The organism is Erythrobacter sp. YT30, from assembly GCF_001542875.1.
Taxonomy (GTDB): domain Bacteria; phylum Pseudomonadota; class Alphaproteobacteria; order Sphingomonadales; family Sphingomonadaceae; genus Erythrobacter.
This window is the reverse complement of record NZ_LMAF01000002.1, coordinates 299,006-317,204: the sequence shown is the minus strand read 5'-3', so window position 1 is coordinate 317,204 and position 18,199 is coordinate 299,006. Positions and strand designations below refer to the sequence as shown.

Annotated in this window: 12 protein-coding genes; 7 read left to right on the top strand and 5 right to left on the bottom strand. The window is 57.9% G+C overall.

The window, feature by feature from the left end; genetic code table 11:
• The first annotated feature begins 46 nt into the window (after positions 1–46).
• The gene (locus AUC45_RS06255; protein WP_067599937.1) at positions 47–2,716 is read left to right on the top strand and encodes a TonB-dependent receptor; all 2,670 of its coding nucleotides are present in this window, start codon (positions 47–49) and stop codon (positions 2,714–2,716) included.
• A gap of 76 nt (positions 2,717–2,792) precedes the next feature.
• A complete protein-coding gene (locus AUC45_RS06250; RefSeq protein WP_067599934.1) occupies positions 2,793–4,754 on the top strand; it encodes a tetratricopeptide repeat-containing sulfotransferase family protein in 1,962 nt (653 codons plus the stop codon).
• Between the two features lie 278 nt (positions 4,755–5,032).
• Here AUC45_RS06250 and AUC45_RS06240 read toward each other — a convergent pair whose 3' ends face one another.
• Entirely contained in the window at positions 5,033–5,368 is a 336-nt protein-coding gene (locus tag AUC45_RS06240) for a tRNA-binding protein (RefSeq protein ID WP_067599928.1), read from the bottom strand.
• Between the two features lie 127 nt (positions 5,369–5,495).
• Between AUC45_RS06240 and acs the strand changes: the two genes are divergently transcribed.
• Complete coding sequence (gene acs / locus AUC45_RS06235; RefSeq protein ID WP_067599925.1) at positions 5,496–7,436, top strand: acetate--CoA ligase; 1,941 nt, start codon at positions 5,496–5,498, stop codon at positions 7,434–7,436.
• Between the two features lie 3 nt (positions 7,437–7,439).
• Here acs and AUC45_RS06230 read toward each other — a convergent pair whose 3' ends face one another.
• The 3 genes from AUC45_RS06230 to AUC45_RS06220 are packed head-to-tail and all read right to left on the bottom strand — an operon-like array spanning position 7,440 to position 11,755.
• On the bottom strand, positions 7,440–8,924 hold the full coding sequence (locus AUC45_RS06230; protein WP_233998556.1) for a TolC family protein: 1,485 nt from the start codon (positions 8,922–8,924) through the stop codon (positions 7,440–7,442).
• Between the two features lie 3 nt (positions 8,925–8,927).
• Entirely contained in the window at positions 8,928–9,974 is a 1,047-nt protein-coding gene (locus AUC45_RS06225) for an efflux RND transporter periplasmic adaptor subunit (RefSeq protein WP_082701003.1), read from the bottom strand.
• On the bottom strand, positions 9,971–11,755 hold the full coding sequence (locus AUC45_RS06220) for an ABC transporter ATP-binding protein (RefSeq protein WP_082701002.1): 1,785 nt from the start codon (positions 11,753–11,755) through the stop codon (positions 9,971–9,973). The genes AUC45_RS06225 and AUC45_RS06220 overlap by 4 nt, the downstream gene beginning before the upstream one ends.
• Positions 11,756–11,999: 244 nt before the next feature.
• Between AUC45_RS06220 and AUC45_RS06215 the strand changes: the two genes are divergently transcribed.
• The 4 genes from AUC45_RS06215 to AUC45_RS06200 are packed head-to-tail and all read left to right on the top strand — an operon-like array spanning position 12,000 to position 17,210.
• Positions 12,000–13,121: an FAD-dependent oxidoreductase gene (locus AUC45_RS06215; protein WP_067599919.1), complete on the top strand. Its 1,122-nt coding sequence runs from the start codon at positions 12,000–12,002 to the stop codon at positions 13,119–13,121.
• 45 nt (positions 13,122–13,166) lie between these two features.
• Complete coding sequence (locus tag AUC45_RS06210) at positions 13,167–15,305, top strand: FAD-dependent oxidoreductase (protein ID WP_067599917.1); 2,139 nt, start codon at positions 13,167–13,169, stop codon at positions 15,303–15,305.
• Positions 15,306–15,317: 12 nt separating this feature from the next.
• Positions 15,318–16,598: a NupC/NupG family nucleoside CNT transporter gene (locus AUC45_RS06205; protein WP_067599914.1), complete on the top strand. Its 1,281-nt coding sequence runs from the start codon at positions 15,318–15,320 to the stop codon at positions 16,596–16,598.
• Positions 16,599–16,607: 9 nt separating this feature from the next.
• On the top strand, positions 16,608–17,210 hold the full coding sequence (locus AUC45_RS06200; protein WP_067599911.1) for a CDP-alcohol phosphatidyltransferase family protein: 603 nt from the start codon (positions 16,608–16,610) through the stop codon (positions 17,208–17,210).
• Positions 17,211–17,213: 3 nt separating this feature from the next.
• Here the strand turns inward: AUC45_RS06200 and AUC45_RS06195 are convergent, their stop codons facing one another.
• Complete coding sequence (locus AUC45_RS06195; protein WP_067599908.1) at positions 17,214–18,029, bottom strand: DUF1499 domain-containing protein; 816 nt, start codon at positions 18,027–18,029, stop codon at positions 17,214–17,216.
• Positions 18,030–18,199 lie beyond the last annotated feature (170 nt).

The following is an 18,199-nucleotide window of genomic DNA, read 5'->3' as shown; positions in this document are numbered from 1 at the left end:
GGTGCACCCCGCACCGCGACCCTAATCAGGCTCAAAGGGGCAATACATGTCAAAATATATAAGCGGGGCGTCGCTTGGCGCACTCGCAGTCGCAATCGTTTCGCCTGCGGCGGCGCAAGACAATGCGCAGCCTGAACCGGCCGCTCAGCAACGCCAGGGCGGCGTCGGCCAAATCCTCGTGACTGCACAGCGTCGCAGCGAGGATTTGCAGGATGTTCCCGTATCGGTCGCCGCAATCGGCGCTGAAGAGCTCGATGAACTCAACATCGACACGTTTGAAGATTACCTTGACCAGATCCCGACTGTGACAGCGGGCGGCAATGGCCCCGGGCAAAGCACAATCTACATTCGCGGTCTTGCCTCTACCACTCCCAACATCACGGTTGCCGGAGTTGCTGGCCTTGCCCCTAACGTCGCGCTCTATCTGAACGATCAACCCCTTTCCCAGCCCGGCCGTAACCTTGACGTGTATGCTGCCGACCTTGAGCGGATTGAGGTTCTCTCAGGCCCGCAAGGCACGCTGTTTGGTGCAAGTTCGCAGGCCGGCGTTGTGCGTCTCATCACCAACAAGCCTGATCTGTCGGGCTTTGATGCAAGCGGTTCTGCCGGTGTCTCTTTCACGAAGGGCGGCGAGACGAGCTATCAGGGCGAATTGATGCTGAACGTGCCCGTTAGCGACACGATTGCTCTGCGCGGTGTCGTCTATCTTGACGATCAGGGCGGCTATATCGACAATGTTCAGGGCACCCGCGACTTGAGCGAAAGCGCGCGTTTTCGTCCCGAAGGAACCGTCCGCGCCAATGGCGTACCCGTTTCCGCTCTGCGCGCTGGTTTCCAGTCGACTTCCGATCTATCGGGCGTGACCTTCCTGCCGACAGACAATGCCGGACTTGCCGAGGACAATTTCAACGACACGACCTATGCCGGTTTCCGCGTGAGCGGGCTTTGGGAAGTCACCCCGGACTGGACCGTCAACATCTCTCACCAGCGTCAAAGCCTTGAATCAGACGGCGTCTTCTTCGCTGATCCTGAATTGGACGGGCTCGATGATCTTGAAATTGAGCGTTTCGAAGCTGACCGTCTCGAAGACGATTTCTCGAACACAAGCTGGACGGTCGAAGGGCGCCTTGGCTTCCTCGATATCATCTACACCGGTGCTTACACTGATCGCGAAAGCGAACAGCGCGCGGACTATACCGATTACCTGTTCGCAGGCCAATATCTGCCCTACTATATCTGTGATGGCTCGGTGACGTATCCCGGTGCAGCCGCGCCAAGCGGCGTGTGCCAGCCACCCAACCTTTACATCAACTCCTTCTCGAAAACCGAAGTGTTCACGCAGGAATTGCGGTTCTCGACGCCAGAGGATTGGCGCATCCGCTTCCAAGGTGGCGCATTCTATTCTGACCTCAGCCTCGAAGAGCGCGTGGACTTTGCCTATCCCGGCAATGTCGCAGCGCAGCCCTTTGGCCCGTTCGCGACCAACTTCCCGCAAATGTCAGGTTTTGTGTCCGATCCCGGACCGTTCCCGGCGGACACAATCTTCCGCAACGACATTCGCCGGACTGACGAGCAATTCGGCATCTTTGGTGAAGCAACCTTTGACGTCGTGCCTGATCTGCTCGCCGTGACATTCGGCGCGCGCTATTACGATGTCGAGGTGGACTTTGAAGGGTCTGCCAACGGATCATTCTGTAACTCTGGCGCTGCCGAAGATCAGAATGCGTTCGGTACCGATATCAGCGATCTTTACGATGGCGACGGGCAGTTCACCTTCATCGGATCGTGCAACCCAGCGCTGCGTCAGACATTTGATTTGGATGATACCCTCGCCGATATTGAGGCAGCGGGTCTTACTCCAACACAGGCGCAGCAAGTGTTCAACGCTGTGCGCGCACCTGATGTGGCAGAGACGAGCGGCGTGATCTTCAAAGGCACAGTGACTCTGACGCCCACGCCTGATCTGCTGTTCTACGCCACCTATTCTGAAGGCTTCCGCCCCGGCTTCCTGAACCGTCCAGGCGGCGCATTGGGTCCGGTCGTTGGCGGCGAGCAATTCGTAGTGCCATTCGAGCTCGAAACCGATGAAGTGGTGAACTACGAACTCGGCTGGAAGATGGACCTCATCGATGGCCAGCTGCGCTTTAACGGTTCGGCTTTCTTCGTCGATATCACGAACCTGCAAACGCAGATTTTTGACCCGTCGATCACCAACCTGTTCTTCTCATCCAACGCAGCCGATGCAGAGATCTACGGGCTTGAGGCGGACTTCACCGTGGCCCCGTTTGCAACACCGGGCCTCACATTCTCGGGCGCGTTTTCGATCCTTGATACTGAGGTCACGGATATCCTGATCCCGACCAACGACGTGATCCTGGGCAGCGAGCTTGCCTATGCGCCGAACTTCCAGGGGAATGCGCGCGCTCGTTATGAGTGGGACCTGTCGAGCACGCTTGAGGCGTATATCCAGCCGCAAGTCACGTATTCGGCATCCAAATTCACCGATATCATTGCGATCAACAATATCGAGCTTGATAGCTACACGGTGTTTGACCTGTCGATGGGCGTGAAATCCGATCAATGGCGCTTTGAAGTGTTCGGTGAGAACCTCTCTGATGAGCGCGCGGAAATTTCGGGCATTTTCGGCAACGATCGCGAACGCATCATCACCAACCGTCCGCTGACGGTGGGTATGCGTGTGACGTTCGACTACTAAGTCGGATTGACCCAATTCAAAGCGGCGGGCGTGGCAATGGTTCACGCCCGCCGTTTTGCTGTCTAAGGCTTGGTGCATGTCGCGCGAAGAGCAATTGAAGCAGGTCCAAAAAGCGCTGCAAGCCGGGCAGTTTGAGGCTGGCCTGGATGGCGCACGCGCTGTGCTGGCGGACAACGCAGCTGACGGAGAAGCGCTCTATATGGCCGCGGTCGCAGCGCGGTATCTGAAGCGGTTCGAGGAGGCAGCAGAGCACCTGACAGCGCTGCATTCTGCGATGCCTGAATATGGCCGCGCATGGCAGGAACAAGGGCATCTGGCGCTTGCTCGCGGAGACGAAGCCGCCGCTTTGCCGGCTTTCATCCGCGCGACCCGGTTCAACCCGGCGCTCGAGGCAAGCTGGCGCGAACAGGCGCGATTGCACGCGCAAGCGGGGCAGGCTGCCGAAGCGCAAGCAGCCGAGGCACAACGCGCGCGGATCGCGGGTCTGCCGCGTGAATTGCTGGCGGTAACCAATCATTTGGCCGAAGGCAGGCTGGTGCGTGCGGAGGAAATCTGCCGCCACTACCTGCGCGCAAATCCCAAAAACGTCGAAGGGATGCGCTTGCTCGCGAAGATCGGGATTGAGCTTGGAATTCTCGATGATGCGGAATTTCTGCTTGAAAGCGCGGTCGAGTTTTCGCCGGATGATGTACAGCTGAGGCTAGACTATATCGATGCTCTGCGCCGCCGTCAGAAGTCCGCCGAGGCTAAGGAACAGGCTGAGCTCCTGCATGATCGCGACCCCGCAAATCCGCTGTTCCAGTCGCGCCTCGCGATCGAATGCATTCAGACAGGTGACTATGATCGCGGGCTTCAACTGTTCGATCAGGTCCTTGAAAAATTGCCCAATGATCCCGCCAGCCTCACAAGTCGAGGCCACGCGCTTAAGACCAAGGGTGACCGGACCGAGGCCGAAGCGAGTTACGCCGCCGCCATTGCCGCAAAGCCCGACCACGGGGATGCGTGGTATGCCTTGGCAAACCTCAAAACCTACACGTTCAGCGACGCTGAACTTGCCGCGATGCAAGCCCAGGCTGCGCGCGGTGATCTTGCGTTTATGGACCGCGTTCATCTCACTTTTGCTTTGGGCAAAGGGTTCGAAGATCGCGGGGACTATGAAGCCAGTTTCCGCCACTACGATGAAGGCAATGCGTTGAAACGCGCGCAGACCCGCTACAGCGCCGATGCCATGACGAAGGAACTCGCGCGGCAAAAGGAATGGTGCACGGCAGAACTATTCGGAAAGCATGAAGGTGCGGGTCATCAGGCGCCCGATCCGATCTTTATCCTCGGCCTACCGCGTGCCGGATCGACCCTGCTTGAACAAATCCTTGCCAGCCATTCGCAGATCGACGGCACGCTGGAGCTGCCCAATATCTTGGCACTCGCGCACAGGCTACGTGGTCGCAAGGCAGGACAATCTCAATACCCCGAAGTGCTGCACAATTTATCGGCAGAGCAGCTCGGGAAATTCGGCGCCGACTTCATCGAAAACACCCGCATTCACCGCGAAGGCGCGCCGTTTTTCATTGATAAGATGCCCAACAATTTCCGGCATATCGGCCTCATCCACCTGATCCTGCCCAATGCGAAGATCATTGATGCGCGCCGTGATCCCATGGATTGCTGTTTTTCAGGCTTCAAGCAGCTCTTTGCCGAGGGGCAGGAGTTCACTTACGGGCTCACCGAAATTGGCCGTTACTATGCAGACTACGTCGATCTGATGGAGCATTGGGATCGGGTGCTGCCCGGCAAGATCCTGCGAGTTCAACACGAGGATGTGCTCGATGATCTTGAAGGGCAGACGCGGCGCATGCTCGACTTTCTCGAAGTGCCTTTCGAAGAGGCCTGCCTCAAGTTTCACCAAACCGACCGCGCCGTGCGCACCGCATCAAGCGAGCAAGTGCGCCAGCCGATCAATCGCAAGGGTCAGGGCGCGTGGAAACCGTTTGAGCCATACTTGGGTGACCTGAAGACCGCGTTGGGAGGTCTGGTCTAATGGCTATGGTCCTCGCCATAGCCGCCATTCTTGCCACTTTCGCGTGCGCATTTTTTGCGGAGCGCGGTGACTTTTCGTTTTGGTGGACATTGCTGCCCGCCTTTCTCTCCTCGGTACTTCAGCTTATCGGAAATCCCTCTGACCTCGAAGCAGCGCTAAGAGAGAAAAAGTCAAAACGGTACATCTGGATTGCAGAATATGTCGTAGCGACAACCCTCATGGCGGTTGCTTTTGCTGGCCTATTATTTTGGATTTTCAGGGGCCTTCGCTGGCTATTCTCAAGCTAGCCGTGCTCCATCCGGCACATCCCCCGGTGCCGCGAGCACAATCGCGCCATCTTCGTCCGGAAAGCCAAGCACCAGCACTTCAGACATGAACGGACCGATCTGGCGCGGCGGGAAATTGACGACCGCCATCACTTTGCGTCCCAACAATTCCTCAGGCGAATAATGATCGGTGATCTGGGCTGAGCTTTTCTTTCGCCCGATATCGGCCCCAAAATCCACCACCAGCTTGATCGCAGGCTTGCGCGCTTCGGGAAACGGCTCTGCCTCAACCACGGTGCCAGCGCGGATGTCGACGGCCATGAAAGTGTCAAATGTGGTTTGTTCCATGGCTCAACGGGATAGAGCCTCGCCGATTTGTCGCAAGCTCAAACACGCCCATAGATTCATCTGGAAATTGCTGCTCGCCGCAGGCACACTCTTTCTCAACAAAAGAAATCCGAGAGAGGGCAGAGGAATGGCAGAGGCATCAAGCGAATTTGTGACGCGACCTGCGAACAGCGGGGCCGCGCATTGCACGGCTGATCAGTATCGCGAGATGTACGCTCATTCGGTCAATGATCCTGATGCCTTTTGGCTGGAGCAGGCAAAACGGCTCGACTGGGTAAGCGCCCCCACCAAAGGCGGCAATTGGTCTTACGATCCGGTCAACATCAAGTGGTTCGAAGATGGCAAATTGAACCTGTGTCACAACGCTGTCGATCGCCACGTGGCAGGAGGGCGGGGCGAGAACACTGCCCTGATTTTTGAAGCGGATGATCCGAATGCTCCGCCGCGTTCGCTCACCTATTCCGAGCTGCTGGCTGAAACCCTCCGCATGGCCAATGCACTGAAAGCGATGGGCATCAAAAAGGGCGACCGCGTCACGCTCTATATGCCGATGGTGTTGGAAGGCGTTACAGCCATGCTGGCCTGCGCGCGGATCGGGGCTGTGCATTCGGTGGTGTTTGGTGGCTTCTCTCCAGAGGCTCTCGCTGGCCGCATCACCGATTGCGAAAGCCGATTTGTCATCACCGCCGATGAAGGCGTGCGCGGCGGCAAACCCATCCCCTTGAAAGCCAATGTCGATGCAGCCTTGGCGATTGACGGAACCGATGTGGATGGCGTTCTGGTGGTGAAGCACACGGGCGGCGATGTGGCGATGGCCGGAGGACGCGATCACTGGTTCCACGACGTTGCGACCGAGGCCAATGTGCCGTGCGAACCCATGGCAGCAGAAGACCCGCTGTTCATCCTCTACACTTCCGGTTCAACCGGAAAGCCCAAGGGCGTACTTCATACCACTGGCGGTTACGGCGTTTGGGTGGCGACCACAGTCCACTACACGTTCGACTATTCACCGGGCGAAGTGTTCTGGTGCACCGCCGATATCGGCTGGGTCACTGGCCATTCCTATGTCACCTATGGACCGCTCATCAACGGCGCGGCGCAGGTCGTGTTTGAAGGCGTGCCCAATTACCCCGATCATGGCCGCTTCTGGGATGTGGTCGACAAGCACAAGGTCAATATCATCTACACCGCGCCCACGGCTATCCGCGCGTTGATGCGCGAAGGCGATGAGTTCGTGACCAGCCGCGACCGTTCTTCGCTACGGCTGCTCGGGACGGTGGGCGAACCGATCAATCCAGAAGCGTGGCGTTGGTATCACGATGTGGTGGGTGAGGGGCGCTGCCCGATCATCGACACTTGGTGGCAGACCGAAACGGGCGGCCACATGATCACGACGCTTCCCGCAGCGCACGATATGAAACCGGGGAGTGCCGGGCTGCCCTTCTTTGGCATTCAGCCCCAGCTTGTCGATAATGAGGGTAACCCGCTTGAAGGTGCGACGAGCGGAAATCTGTGCATCACCGCCAGTTGGCCGGGACAAGCGCGCACCGTCTATGGCGATCACGCCCGGTTCGAGCAGACCTATTTCGCGACGTACAAAGGCAAGTATTTCACCGGCGATGGTTGCCGCCGCGATGAGGATGGGTATTACTGGATCACGGGCCGGGTGGACGATGTCATCAACGTGTCTGGACACCGCATGGGCACGGCCGAAGTGGAAAGCGCGCTCGTCCTGCACAGTCAGGTCGCAGAGGCCGCGGTGGTCGGATATCCGCATGATATCAAGGGGCAGGGCATCTATTGCTACGTCAGCTTGAACGCGGGCGTAGATGGGACGGATGAGCTTTATCAGGAGCTTCGCGGTTGGGTTCGCAAGGAAATCGGACCCGTTGCAACGCCAGATCATATCCAGTTCGCAGACGCGCTTCCCAAAACGCGATCAGGCAAGATCATGCGTCGTATTCTCAGGAAGATTGCCGAGAACGATTTTGGCTCTTTGGGCGACACCTCAACCTTGGCTGATCCCTCGCTGGTGGATCGCCTGATCGAGGGGCGGCAGAACCGTTAGGCCCTATTCGAGGCCAAGTTCTTCCAGATCCATGGTGGCGGCGCTGTAGCTTGCAGCGGCAAGCCTGCCGTTGAGTTCGGCCTGTATGGCGCGGATTTCCGCCTCGGCGGCGCGCTCTTCCTGCAAGTTCACGCGGAAAAAATCGCCCGCGCCAAGGCGAAAGCGCTTGCGTTCGCCCTCAACGACTTCCGATGCAGCGGTCACTTCCTGTTCTGCCAGATCCGCTAGCTGGATCGCCGCGTTGAGATTTTCCAGAATGTTGTCGAGCTCAACCTGAATCTGATCGGCAACGCGGCGCTGATCAAGCTCAATCTCACGCAGTTCTGCCTCGGCCCGCTGCAATCGCCCGCGCGCTTCACGGCGCTGGAGGGGCACGGTGAAGGTAACGCCGACAACCGTATCGGTGGAATCGAAAGTCGAGCCTCCATCGCCAATTGCACCGAAATCCCGCGACACCTCGACAGTCGCGTCGAGCCGGGGTTTCAGATCATTTTCGCGCAAGGCAATCTTGTTCGTTGCCCGCTCAATCGCGAGGCGAAATGTCTCAAGTTCAGGGCGGCTTTCAAGGATATCGTCGCGGCGTGCTTCGATCAATGATTGCATATCGGGAAGCGCGGAGAGCTGCTCATCGCTCGGCAATTGGTTGCGCGTTGGTACGATTAGATTGCCCGCAGTATCGCGCAGATAATAGGAAAGGCTGTTCGAAGCGGTGATGAAATCGCGCTGCGCTTCTTCGAGCAAGGTTCGGCGGCGCAAGACGTTCTGCTGGTTCTCGGTCAGCGCAAGACGCGGTGTCGCGCCCAGCCGGATTTCGCGCGACAGGCCAATCGCGCGCGCTTCGGCTATTTCGAGCAGTTCTTCATAGACCGAGATTTGTTCACCCGCTGCAACCCAGCGCCAATAGGCGCGCAAAGCCTCGAATTGCACATTGAGCTGGACGAGTAGAATATCGAGCCGCGCCTGGCTGGCAGCAAGCCGTGTGTCTTCAATCGCGAAACGGCGGCTGTCGATGGACCTGTCGCGCAGCAGTGAGAACAGCGCACCAACCTTGAATTCGCCTGCCTGATTGGTGTTAAAAATGTTCTCATAAATCGGGAAAGTGCCATCGGACAGGCGGTATGACCCAAACACTTGCGCACCAAATGGGCGCAGGGGCTGGGTGGCTTTCACTTCCCCATACCCGCCCGAGAACGTGCCCGTCACCCGGTCATACACTTCGCCTTCAAGCAGCAGATCAAACGCGCCATCAGCGGCCAATTGATCGCTTCGCGCAGCCGCTTCGCGTTCGAAACTTGCGAGAATGCTCGGGAAGGTAAGGGCGGAACTGCGCAGCACTTCATCCGGCAGCAGCGCGCCTTCGGTTAAAGCCACTTCCAGCGGATCTTCAAACGGCTCGATATTCTGGGCTGCCACGCCCGAATGGGCTGTGAGCATCAGGCCCACACCCACGCAGGCGGAAAAGGCTTTTTGAAAGCGGCGCGGATCCACGGCTTAGGTCGCCTGCCCGCCAGGATCCCCGCTTCGTGCTGTTGCCTGCGGGTTTTCAGGAGGGAAATTGTTGAGCTGCCGCCAGATTTCGTACCCGACTGGAACCGTCTCCAGCAGAACCCATGCCTGCACCGAAGCGCCAAAGCGCGCAAACTGTTCGCCCGGCCATGCGTTTTCCTGGCTGGTATCCTCGGTGATCAGCACCCGGAAGCGGCCATCAGGCTGTGCCGACTGATCGACTGTCGTCACGATACCGCCAAAAGTGCCAACAGCGACAGAGGGCCAGCCGCTCGCTTGGAGGACAGGCCAACCTTCGAACTGGATGCGGGCCTTGTCGCCCGGATCGATGAGGCCAACATCACGTCCATCAACGAAAATCTCGATCACGCGCTCGGTCGTTTCGGGCACAAATGTTGCCAGCACGGCGCCCGCGCTGATCACCGTTGCGGCATCGCCGGCATTGACGCTTTGGATAAAGCCATCGCGCGGCGCGACCACCAATTGTTCAGACTGGCGCGACAGGGTTGTTTCCGTGCGCGTAAGATTGGCCCGTGCTTCGGCAACCCGTCCGCGCATCTCTTCAACGTTGATCTGCGCCAGTTCATAATCGCGTCTCGCTGCAAGCCCGGATTCGAACAATTCGCGCATCCGTCGAAGGTCAATCTCGGCGGTCGACAAGGCGTTTCGCGCGGCATTGAGCTGGATTTCAACCTGCGCGCGCTCCGCTTCCAATCGCTGGATCAGGTTCGGATCGATATCGGCAATGCGGGCAATCGGATCGCCTTGTTTGACCTGGCTTCCATCGCGCACGAACCATTCCTCGATCCGGCCCCCGACGGCGGCGTTGATTTCCTGTTGGCGCTCATTGGGATTAAGCGTCGTGACGACACCTCGCCCGCCTGTCGTCTGCACCCACGGTACGTAGATCATGAAGATGACGGTCGCGATGATGCCGAACAGGATTATCATGAAGACAGCGCGGAAAATGCGCGGAACCTTGATGTCGCTCAGCGTTTTGAAATGCGCCATATCGGTGTCGAGCGTGGTCATCTCGATTCTCCCACTGCGCCAATCTTGCGAGCGATCGGACGAGGCCCTGATGGACGGTGCGGCGGTTTCTGGTTTACCGCGAGGCAGAAATCTTCAAAATTGTCGAAATAGCGCTGCTGGTTGGTTTCGAGGTAAAGGAACCTGTCAAAACCCAGATCAATCCGGCGGCCCGAGAAGTAAATCACGGTCGAATACGCTTGCTCGCGCAATTGCGCGATGCTGCGCGCAAGAGGCTCTTCATCGATCAAATCGAACAAGCGGCTCAAAACCAGAATACGCGGCTTTTCAAGCAGGGCATTGGCCAGTTTCAATTGCTGCAATTCGACAGAGGAAAGCGGCCATCCGGTCGAGGCGATATGCGTATCGAGGCCTTCTTTGAACGAGGAGATCGTTCGGTCAAGACCGACGGTTTCCAGAGCGCCGATCATCCTTCCGGGCGCGGATTCAGGGCATGACAGCTTCAAATATTCGCGGATCGTCATGCCGACAAAGCTGGCGCGCTCCATCACGTGCACGTCTTTGCGCAGATTGTGAGATTCGATGTCGTTGAGATCGATCCCGCCCATCGACGCAAATCCCTGTCCCGGAATCTCGTGCATTTTGAGGACATTGGTAAAGAGGCGCTGGACCCCGTGATGGCTGGCCGCGGCCATCACGATTGATCCGCTGGGTATCTCAAAATCGAGCGTTGCGTTTTCATGGCGAGCAGTGCCGGAAACAGAATGGAAAACGAGCGTGTGATCGTCCCCCTTAACCGGGTTATCGCCCCGCGCTTCCTCTTGCTGAACGTCGTAGAATTGCGACAATTCCTCAACCGCGGCGCACAGATCATAGAAGTAGGTCAGATACGTGCCGAGCTGAGCCACGCCGAAGAAGGCGACCGACAAGACAAGCTCTGCAGCCACCAATTGGCCGAGCGAGAGCTGCTCCTGCAAGACGAGCCATCCACCAAGGCCAAGAAGCGCGGCACTTGCGGCGGCATAGAGGACGAGAAACGCGATGGTCTGAGCAAAGTGCTGGCGGAAATGGCGTTTGCGTTCGCCGATATAGCGATCGGTGTAATCGTCGGTGCGCTTCAGCGCGTAATCAATCCGGCGCTGCGATTTGAAAAAGCCGTTGGATTCGCCCAGCGTCTCAAGCCAGGCAGCAGTGCCATGCTTGGCATGTGACAGGTCGATCCCGGTGCGCACAGCCTTGCTGCCCCAGATGAGCCAGATCGCCCAGATGAGCACGGACATAACAAGCGTGAACACAAGAAAGAGCGGGTGATAGAGCGATACGAGCACAAACCCGACTGCCACTTGCAAAACGACAGTAAACCCGCCGACAAACAGGATAGGCAGCGCCTTTTGTACGTTGATGACGTCAAAATAGCGATTGAATAGCCACCCGTTCTGATTGTCGACGAAGAACGGATTTTGCGCATAAACCGAGATGAGCGAGATTTCCGCGACCATGCGGGCATAAAACCGCCGCGCGAACAGCTCCATCAGGTGTATGCGCAAGGCATTGAGCAGGCCGAACAACAAAAGAAGACCAAACAAAGTGGCCGAAAGGACAAAAAGCGGTGCCGTCAGAGCCGTGTTTGCCACGGTGTTAATCAGCATCTGCACCGAAATCGGCGTCGCGAGCGAAAGCATGCTGACACCGACGCCATAAACCAGCGTCAGCCAGTAAAAATTGCTTTCAGGGCGCAGAATTTCCACAAATTGACGGAAAAAACGCACGAGCGAGAGCTTAGAGCCGTGGCTCTCAAGGTGGGGGGCAAGGGTCTTCGCCATAGGCGCCGGTTCCGTCCAAAAAGCGTCAAAAAAACGCAGTCATGTTCTTGCATCTGCCCGTGATCCCTTACGGGCGCGTGACAGGGCTTTGCGCAGCCCCCATCATCACGCTACCGATTGAACGAGCAAGGACGCTTGCGGTTCCTGCAAGTTGATCCTGCGATTGTTGATTTGTTAACCGGCGGTATTCCTGCGTGCACCAAGGCAATAAATTTGGAAATCTCAGCGTGTTGCGCGCCTTCGAATGAACACGACAAGAAACCGCGATGAAAAGCATCTCGTGCTTGTCGGCGGCGGGCATGCGCATGTGGCCGTGCTGGCTGATTGGGCAAAGCACGGAATGCCCGCCGATCGCGCGACTTTGCTCACGCCAGAGCCATATTTGCGTTATTCCGGCATGGTGCCAGGCTGGATATCGGGCGAGCATGCCAAGGATGAAGCGCGCGTTGATCTAGCCGGATTGGCGCGCGCCGGAGGCGCTGAGCTTGTGCTTGATAGATGCGTAGCGATTGATCCTGATGCGCGATCAATCCTCACACAGGCGAACGGCGTCCTGACATTCGACATCGCCTCAATCGATACGGGCGGGGTGGGGCATGCAGCCAAGGTGCTTGGCGATGATCCGCGGCTCATTGATGTGCGCCCGATTGATGGCTTTGTTGATCGCATCGCAGAATTGCCTTCAGCCGAACGGATCGCGGTGATTGGCGGCGGCGCGGGCGGGATTGAAATTGCTTTCGCGCTGCGAAATCGCGCCAGTGAGCAGCAGGTGCCCGCTGTAACGTTGGTATCGGGTGAGGCAGGCCTGCTTCCCGACTTTTCACCTGCCGTCAGAGGTAAAGTGCGCAGCGAACTGGAACGTCAGAGCATTGATTTGATCGAAGCAAATGCGCGGTTCGAGAATGGCGAACTCCTTGCGGGCGACCAATGCCTTGAACTTATCGATGTGGTGATCGGGGCAGTAGGGAGCGGCGCGCCTGATTGGCCGCGTGCAAGCGGGCTCCAATGCGACCCTGATGGCTTTATCGCGGTCGATAGCCATATGCGCTCGCTTTCGCATGGTCACATCTTCGCGGTTGGCGACGTCGCCGCGCGTCAGGATCGTCACATCGCCCATTCTGGCGTCCATGCGGTGATGGCGGGGCCAGCGCTTGCCGCCAATCTGCGGCGGGAAATTCAGGACCTGCCTGCGCAAGAAAGCTACCACCCACGCCCAGCTAGCCTCTACCTGCTTTCCACCGGGCGGGGAGAAGCGATTGCGAGTTATGGCCCATTCGCTGCGCAAGGACGCTGGGTTGCAAAGCTGAAAGCGTGGATCGACAAACGCTGGATCGCGCGATACGCGGCTATTTCAAGCAGCTCGTAACCGCTTGCGCCAGCGCCGCGAACACAGGCGTGAAGGGGACTAGGTTTGAAGAAAATCATCATTATCGCAGCGCTCGCAGCGCTGATTGCGGCATATTTCTACTTCGATCTCGGTGCTTACCTTTCGCTCGAAGGGCTCAAGGACAGCGTCGATCAGGCGAGCGGGTTTTACGCCGATAATCCGGTACTCGTTATCGCTGGCTTCTTTCTGCTTTATGTCGCGGTAACCGCTGCATCGCTTCCCGGAGCCGCCATCATGACGCTTGGCGCGGGCGCTCTGTTCGGCCTTGTGACCGGTACGATCATTGTGAGCTTTGCCTCAACCTTGGGCGCTACTCTCGCGTTTCTGTCCTCACGCTATGTCCTGCGCGACACGATTGAGGCGCGCTTTGGAGACCGCCTGAAAGCCATCAATACCGGGCTTGAGCGCGACGGGGCATTTTATCTCTTCACGATCCGCATGATCCCCGCCTTCCCATTCTTTGTGGTCAATCTGGTGATGGGGCTAACCCGCATCAAAACCTGGACTTTTGTGTGGGTGAGCCAGATCGGGATGTTGCTTGGCACGATTGTCTATGTGAACGCGGGAACGCAGCTTGCAGAGATTGAGAGCACGTCGGGCCTTTTGTCGCCGGCGCTGATCGGATCGTTCGTCCTTCTCGCTATCGTTCCATGGATAGCAAAAGCCATTGTGGGATGGATCAAACGCCGCAAAGTCTATGCCGATTTCACACGCCCCAAAAGCTATGATCGCAACATGGTGGTGATCGGCGCAGGAGCGGCTGGGCTGGTTTCCTCGCTCATTGCCACGACTGTGAAAGCCAAGGTGACACTGGTCGAAGCGAACAAGATGGGCGGTGATTGCCTGAACACCGGCTGCGTACCATCTAAAGCGCTGATCAAAGCCGGAAAAGTCGCCGCGCAAATGCGCCATGCGGACAAGTATGGGATCGAACCGCACGAGCCCAAAGTGCCTTTCAAACAGACAATTGCGCGCGTCATGGATGCGATCAAGACCATTGAGCCGCACGACAGCGTTGAGCGCTATGAAAGCCTCGGCGTCGATTGCGTCGCTGGCTATGCAAAGATCGTCGATCCCTGGACGGTCGAGATTGCGCGCGATGATGGTGAAACACAGCGCCTGACGACGCGCACCATTGTCATCGCTGCAGGAGCAAGGCCTTTTGTCCCTCCCATCGAAGGGTTGGCGGAAAGCGGATACCTCACCTCAGACACGATGTGGGATGCGTTTGCCGAAATGGATGCGCCGCCAAAGCGGGTCGCTATCCTTGGCGGCGGGCCGATCGGGTGCGAAATTTCGCAAAGTCTGGCGCGGCTCGGATCGAATGTCACCCAGATCGAAATGGAAGACCGGGTGATGGGCCGCGAAGACCCCGAAGTCTCCGAACTTGCCAAGCGCACATTGGAAGATGCGGGCGTCACCGTGTTGACGGGTCACAAGGCCGTGAAAGTGGCCTTTAGTGAAGTCATTGCAGAACACGATGGCGGCGAAACCGCGGTTCCGTTCGACACGTTGATCGTCGCGGTCGGAAGGGCGGCGCGCCTTACTGGCTATGGCCTAGAAGAGCTTGGCATCGACACGAACAAGACCGTTGTCACCGATGAATTCCTGGCGACCAGGTTTCCCAATATCTATGCATGCGGCGATGTTGCAGGGCCCTTTCAATTCACGCACACAGCATCGCATCAAGCGTGGTTTGCCAGCGTCAACGCGCTGTTTGGCCAATTCAAGAAGTTCAAGGCCGATTATTCGGTCATCCCTGCCGTCACTTTCCTCGATCCTGAAATCGCGCGCGTCGGCATCAATGAGACCGAAGCCAAGGAGCAAGGCACCGAATACGACGTGACGACATACGATCTTGATGATCTTGATCGTGCAATTGCCGAGCATGAGACGAAAGGCTTCGTCAAAGTGCTCACCCAGCCGGGCAAAGACAAGATCCTCGGGGCGACCATTGTGGGCTATAATGCGGGCGAGATGCTGGCCGAATTCACGCTTGCGATGAAGCACGGGCTTGGCCTTGATAAGATCATGGGCACGATCCATCCCTATCCCACCATGGCAGAGGGCAATAAATTTGCCGCCGGTGAATGGAAAAAGGCGCGCAAGCCTGAAAAGCTGCTCTCCTTCGTTGAGAAGTATCACGACTGGATGCGCGGCTAAGGGGCGCTGAGCTTGGAACTGTTTGATCAGCTGCGCGGCATCATCGGCATTGCCGTCTTGCTCGGCATTGCGTGGGCGCTGAGCGAGGATCGCGGCAATCGCCCGACATGGCAATGGATTGCAGGCGCCTTGGCGATGCAGGCCGTGTTGGCGCTCATCATCGTGCGTGTGCCCTTTATCTGGTCCATCATGAAAGGCGCCAATGCTGGCGTCGAAGCGATCAGTGATGCCACCGTGCAGGGCTCGTCTTACATGTTCGGCTATCTGGGCGGCGCGCCTTTGCCGTTCGTTCTCAAGGAAGGGACTGAGCCGCCGGTCATCATTGCATTTCAGATATTGCCATTGGTGATCGTGTTTTCCGCTTTGGCCGCGCTGCTATGGCATTGGGGCGTGTTGCGCTGGCTGGTGAATGGGCTTTCCTTCGCGCTCCAGCGAACATTGGGCGTGAGCGGCGTTGTCGGCCTATCGGGCGGGGCAAACCTGTTTCTGGGCGTGGTTGAAAGCCCGCTTGTAGTGCGTGCCTATTTCGCACGGATGAGCCGCGCTGAATTGTTCCAGGTGATGACGCTCACCATGGCGAGCATAAGTGGGGCCGTGCTGGTGCTTTATGCCAGCACTCTGCAGAGCGTGCTGGGTGATGGCGCGTCGGGTCATTTGATCTCGGCGTCTCTCGTATCGCTGCCCGCCGCCTTGCTGATCGCAAGGCTGATGGTGCCGGGCGATAGTGAGGCCAAGACCGAAACGAGCGAGGATGATGAACCCGGCCTCTCCTACGCCTCGAGCATTGATGCGATTGTCAAAGGCACGATGGATGGGATGCAGCTGTTCCTGGCTGTGATCGCAATCATTATCGTTGTGTTTGCTCTGGTGGCCTTGGGCGATCAGATCCTTGCCGCTTTCCCTGTCGTCGATGGAGAGCCGCTTTCGATCAAGCGCATATTCGGCTGGATATTCGCGCCCTTTATGTGGCTCCTCGGCGTGCCATGGGCTGAAGCGCAAGCAGCCGGAAGCCTGATGGGCACAAAGGCGATACTCAACGAATATGTCGCCTTTCTCGAGCTTGCAGCGCTTGAAGATGGTATGCTTTCACCGCGAGGGCTTTTGATCGTCACCTATGCGCTGTGCGGGTTTGCCAATCTTGCGAGCATTGGCCTGCTCGTTTCCACCATCGGGACATTGTGCCCCGAACGGCGCGCAGAGGCGGCGGGTCTGGGCATTAAAAGCTGGATTACAGGCAATATCGCGAGCGCCATGACGGGCGCGTGGATTGGACTTGTGACTTTCGCGGTCTAGTGACGCGCCATGCTCGATGCAAAACTGCGCCCTCTGATCGATCCCCCACTCAACGCGATGGGCAGGGCGCTGGCGGGTGTTGGCATCAGCGCCAACGCGCTCACTTTCACCGGATTGGCGCTAGGCCTTGGCGGCGCGGTGGCGATTGCGTTGGGGGAGCTATGGCTGGGCCTTGCGCTTATCATTGCGAACCGCATTTTCGATGGGCTTGACGGGGCAGTTGCGCGGATACGCGGGCCGAGCCAATTGGGCGGGTATTTCGACATCGTCGCCGACTTTGCCTTCTACGTATCGATCCCTTTGGGCTTTGGCATTCTATCGAGCTCAAACACGCTGCCGGCGCTGGTTTTGGTGGCGAGTTTCGTGCTGACCGGCGTCAGCTTCCTCGCTTTCGCCGTCATCGCCGCGAAACGCGGCGAGGAAACAAGCGCGCACGGGACAAAGAGCTTTTTCTATTCAACTGGACTTGCCGAAGGGACAGAGACCATCGCTGTGTTCGTCGCGATGTGCCTGCTGCCCGCATGGTTTGGCACCATCGCATACGTCTATGCTGGGTTATGCGTGCTCACCGTGTTTCAGCGCAGCGCGCTTGCAATAACCCAGTTCAAATGACCCTTACCGCTGCCCAATGCGAGCGGCAGTTGCTTCGCGCAAGGCCTTGATCCGCTTAGAATTGGCACCCAGATCGCTGCGCCCAACGCGGCTCACCGATCGAAAATCAATCTGGGTGTCGCCAACACGCGCCACCACATCATCCTTGAAGCCGAACCAGAATGTCTCTGCCACACCTTCAACGCGGCCCGCATCAATGTCCGTGCGGATGTTTTCCATCCCCATATCGTCCATCGCCGCAGCCACGGCTGCAATCGCATCCTTGCGACTGGCACTGCCAAGCGGAAGCGGTGCCAGATTGGCGTAGTATTCGGTGATGACCTGAGCGTGGCTTTGGATTGCCATTTCCGGTGCAATGCCTTCAAACGTCGATAGCTCACCCAAAGGCGTTTGATAATCGCTCACCGGATTGGCGCCAGCTTCTTCGCGCGCCAGCATGGTCTGCTCGGAAAACACGGGTGGATTGCCCGTATCGGTTGCCACGTCATGGATGGGATGGCCTGCCGCATTGCTGCGCGCAATAACCGCGAAAAGGGCAAAAGCTGCCGGGATCGCCATGCCCAGAACCGGCCAGATCCACCCCTTGCGCGGCTTCCTGATCACCACAAGCAACAGCGAAAGTAGAGCAAGACCTGCCACGATCGGCACCAGAAACATGCCAGCCCCAAATGTCAGCGACATCAGGCCCGTCTGCCAGCTCCACAGCCCGAATTTCGTGCCAAACGCAGCGATTGCGAAATAGACCGGCAAAAGCAGTGCCAGATAAAATGCCCAGCGCGCGTGGCGCGGCGTCTTTGGTTTTGGGTTTAATGTATCCATGGGCATCCCTTTAGACGGGCGATGGATTTACGCAAACACCTGGTCTCTGCGCCTGCACTGTGCGCCGTGCCTCTCTCGCTTTTAACCGAGGGGGAAGGGAACAAAGCGTTTGCCTGTGCTTTTCATCGAAGGGTCCCGCTTTCCATAGCGTCCAAAACCGTTTAGAGGCG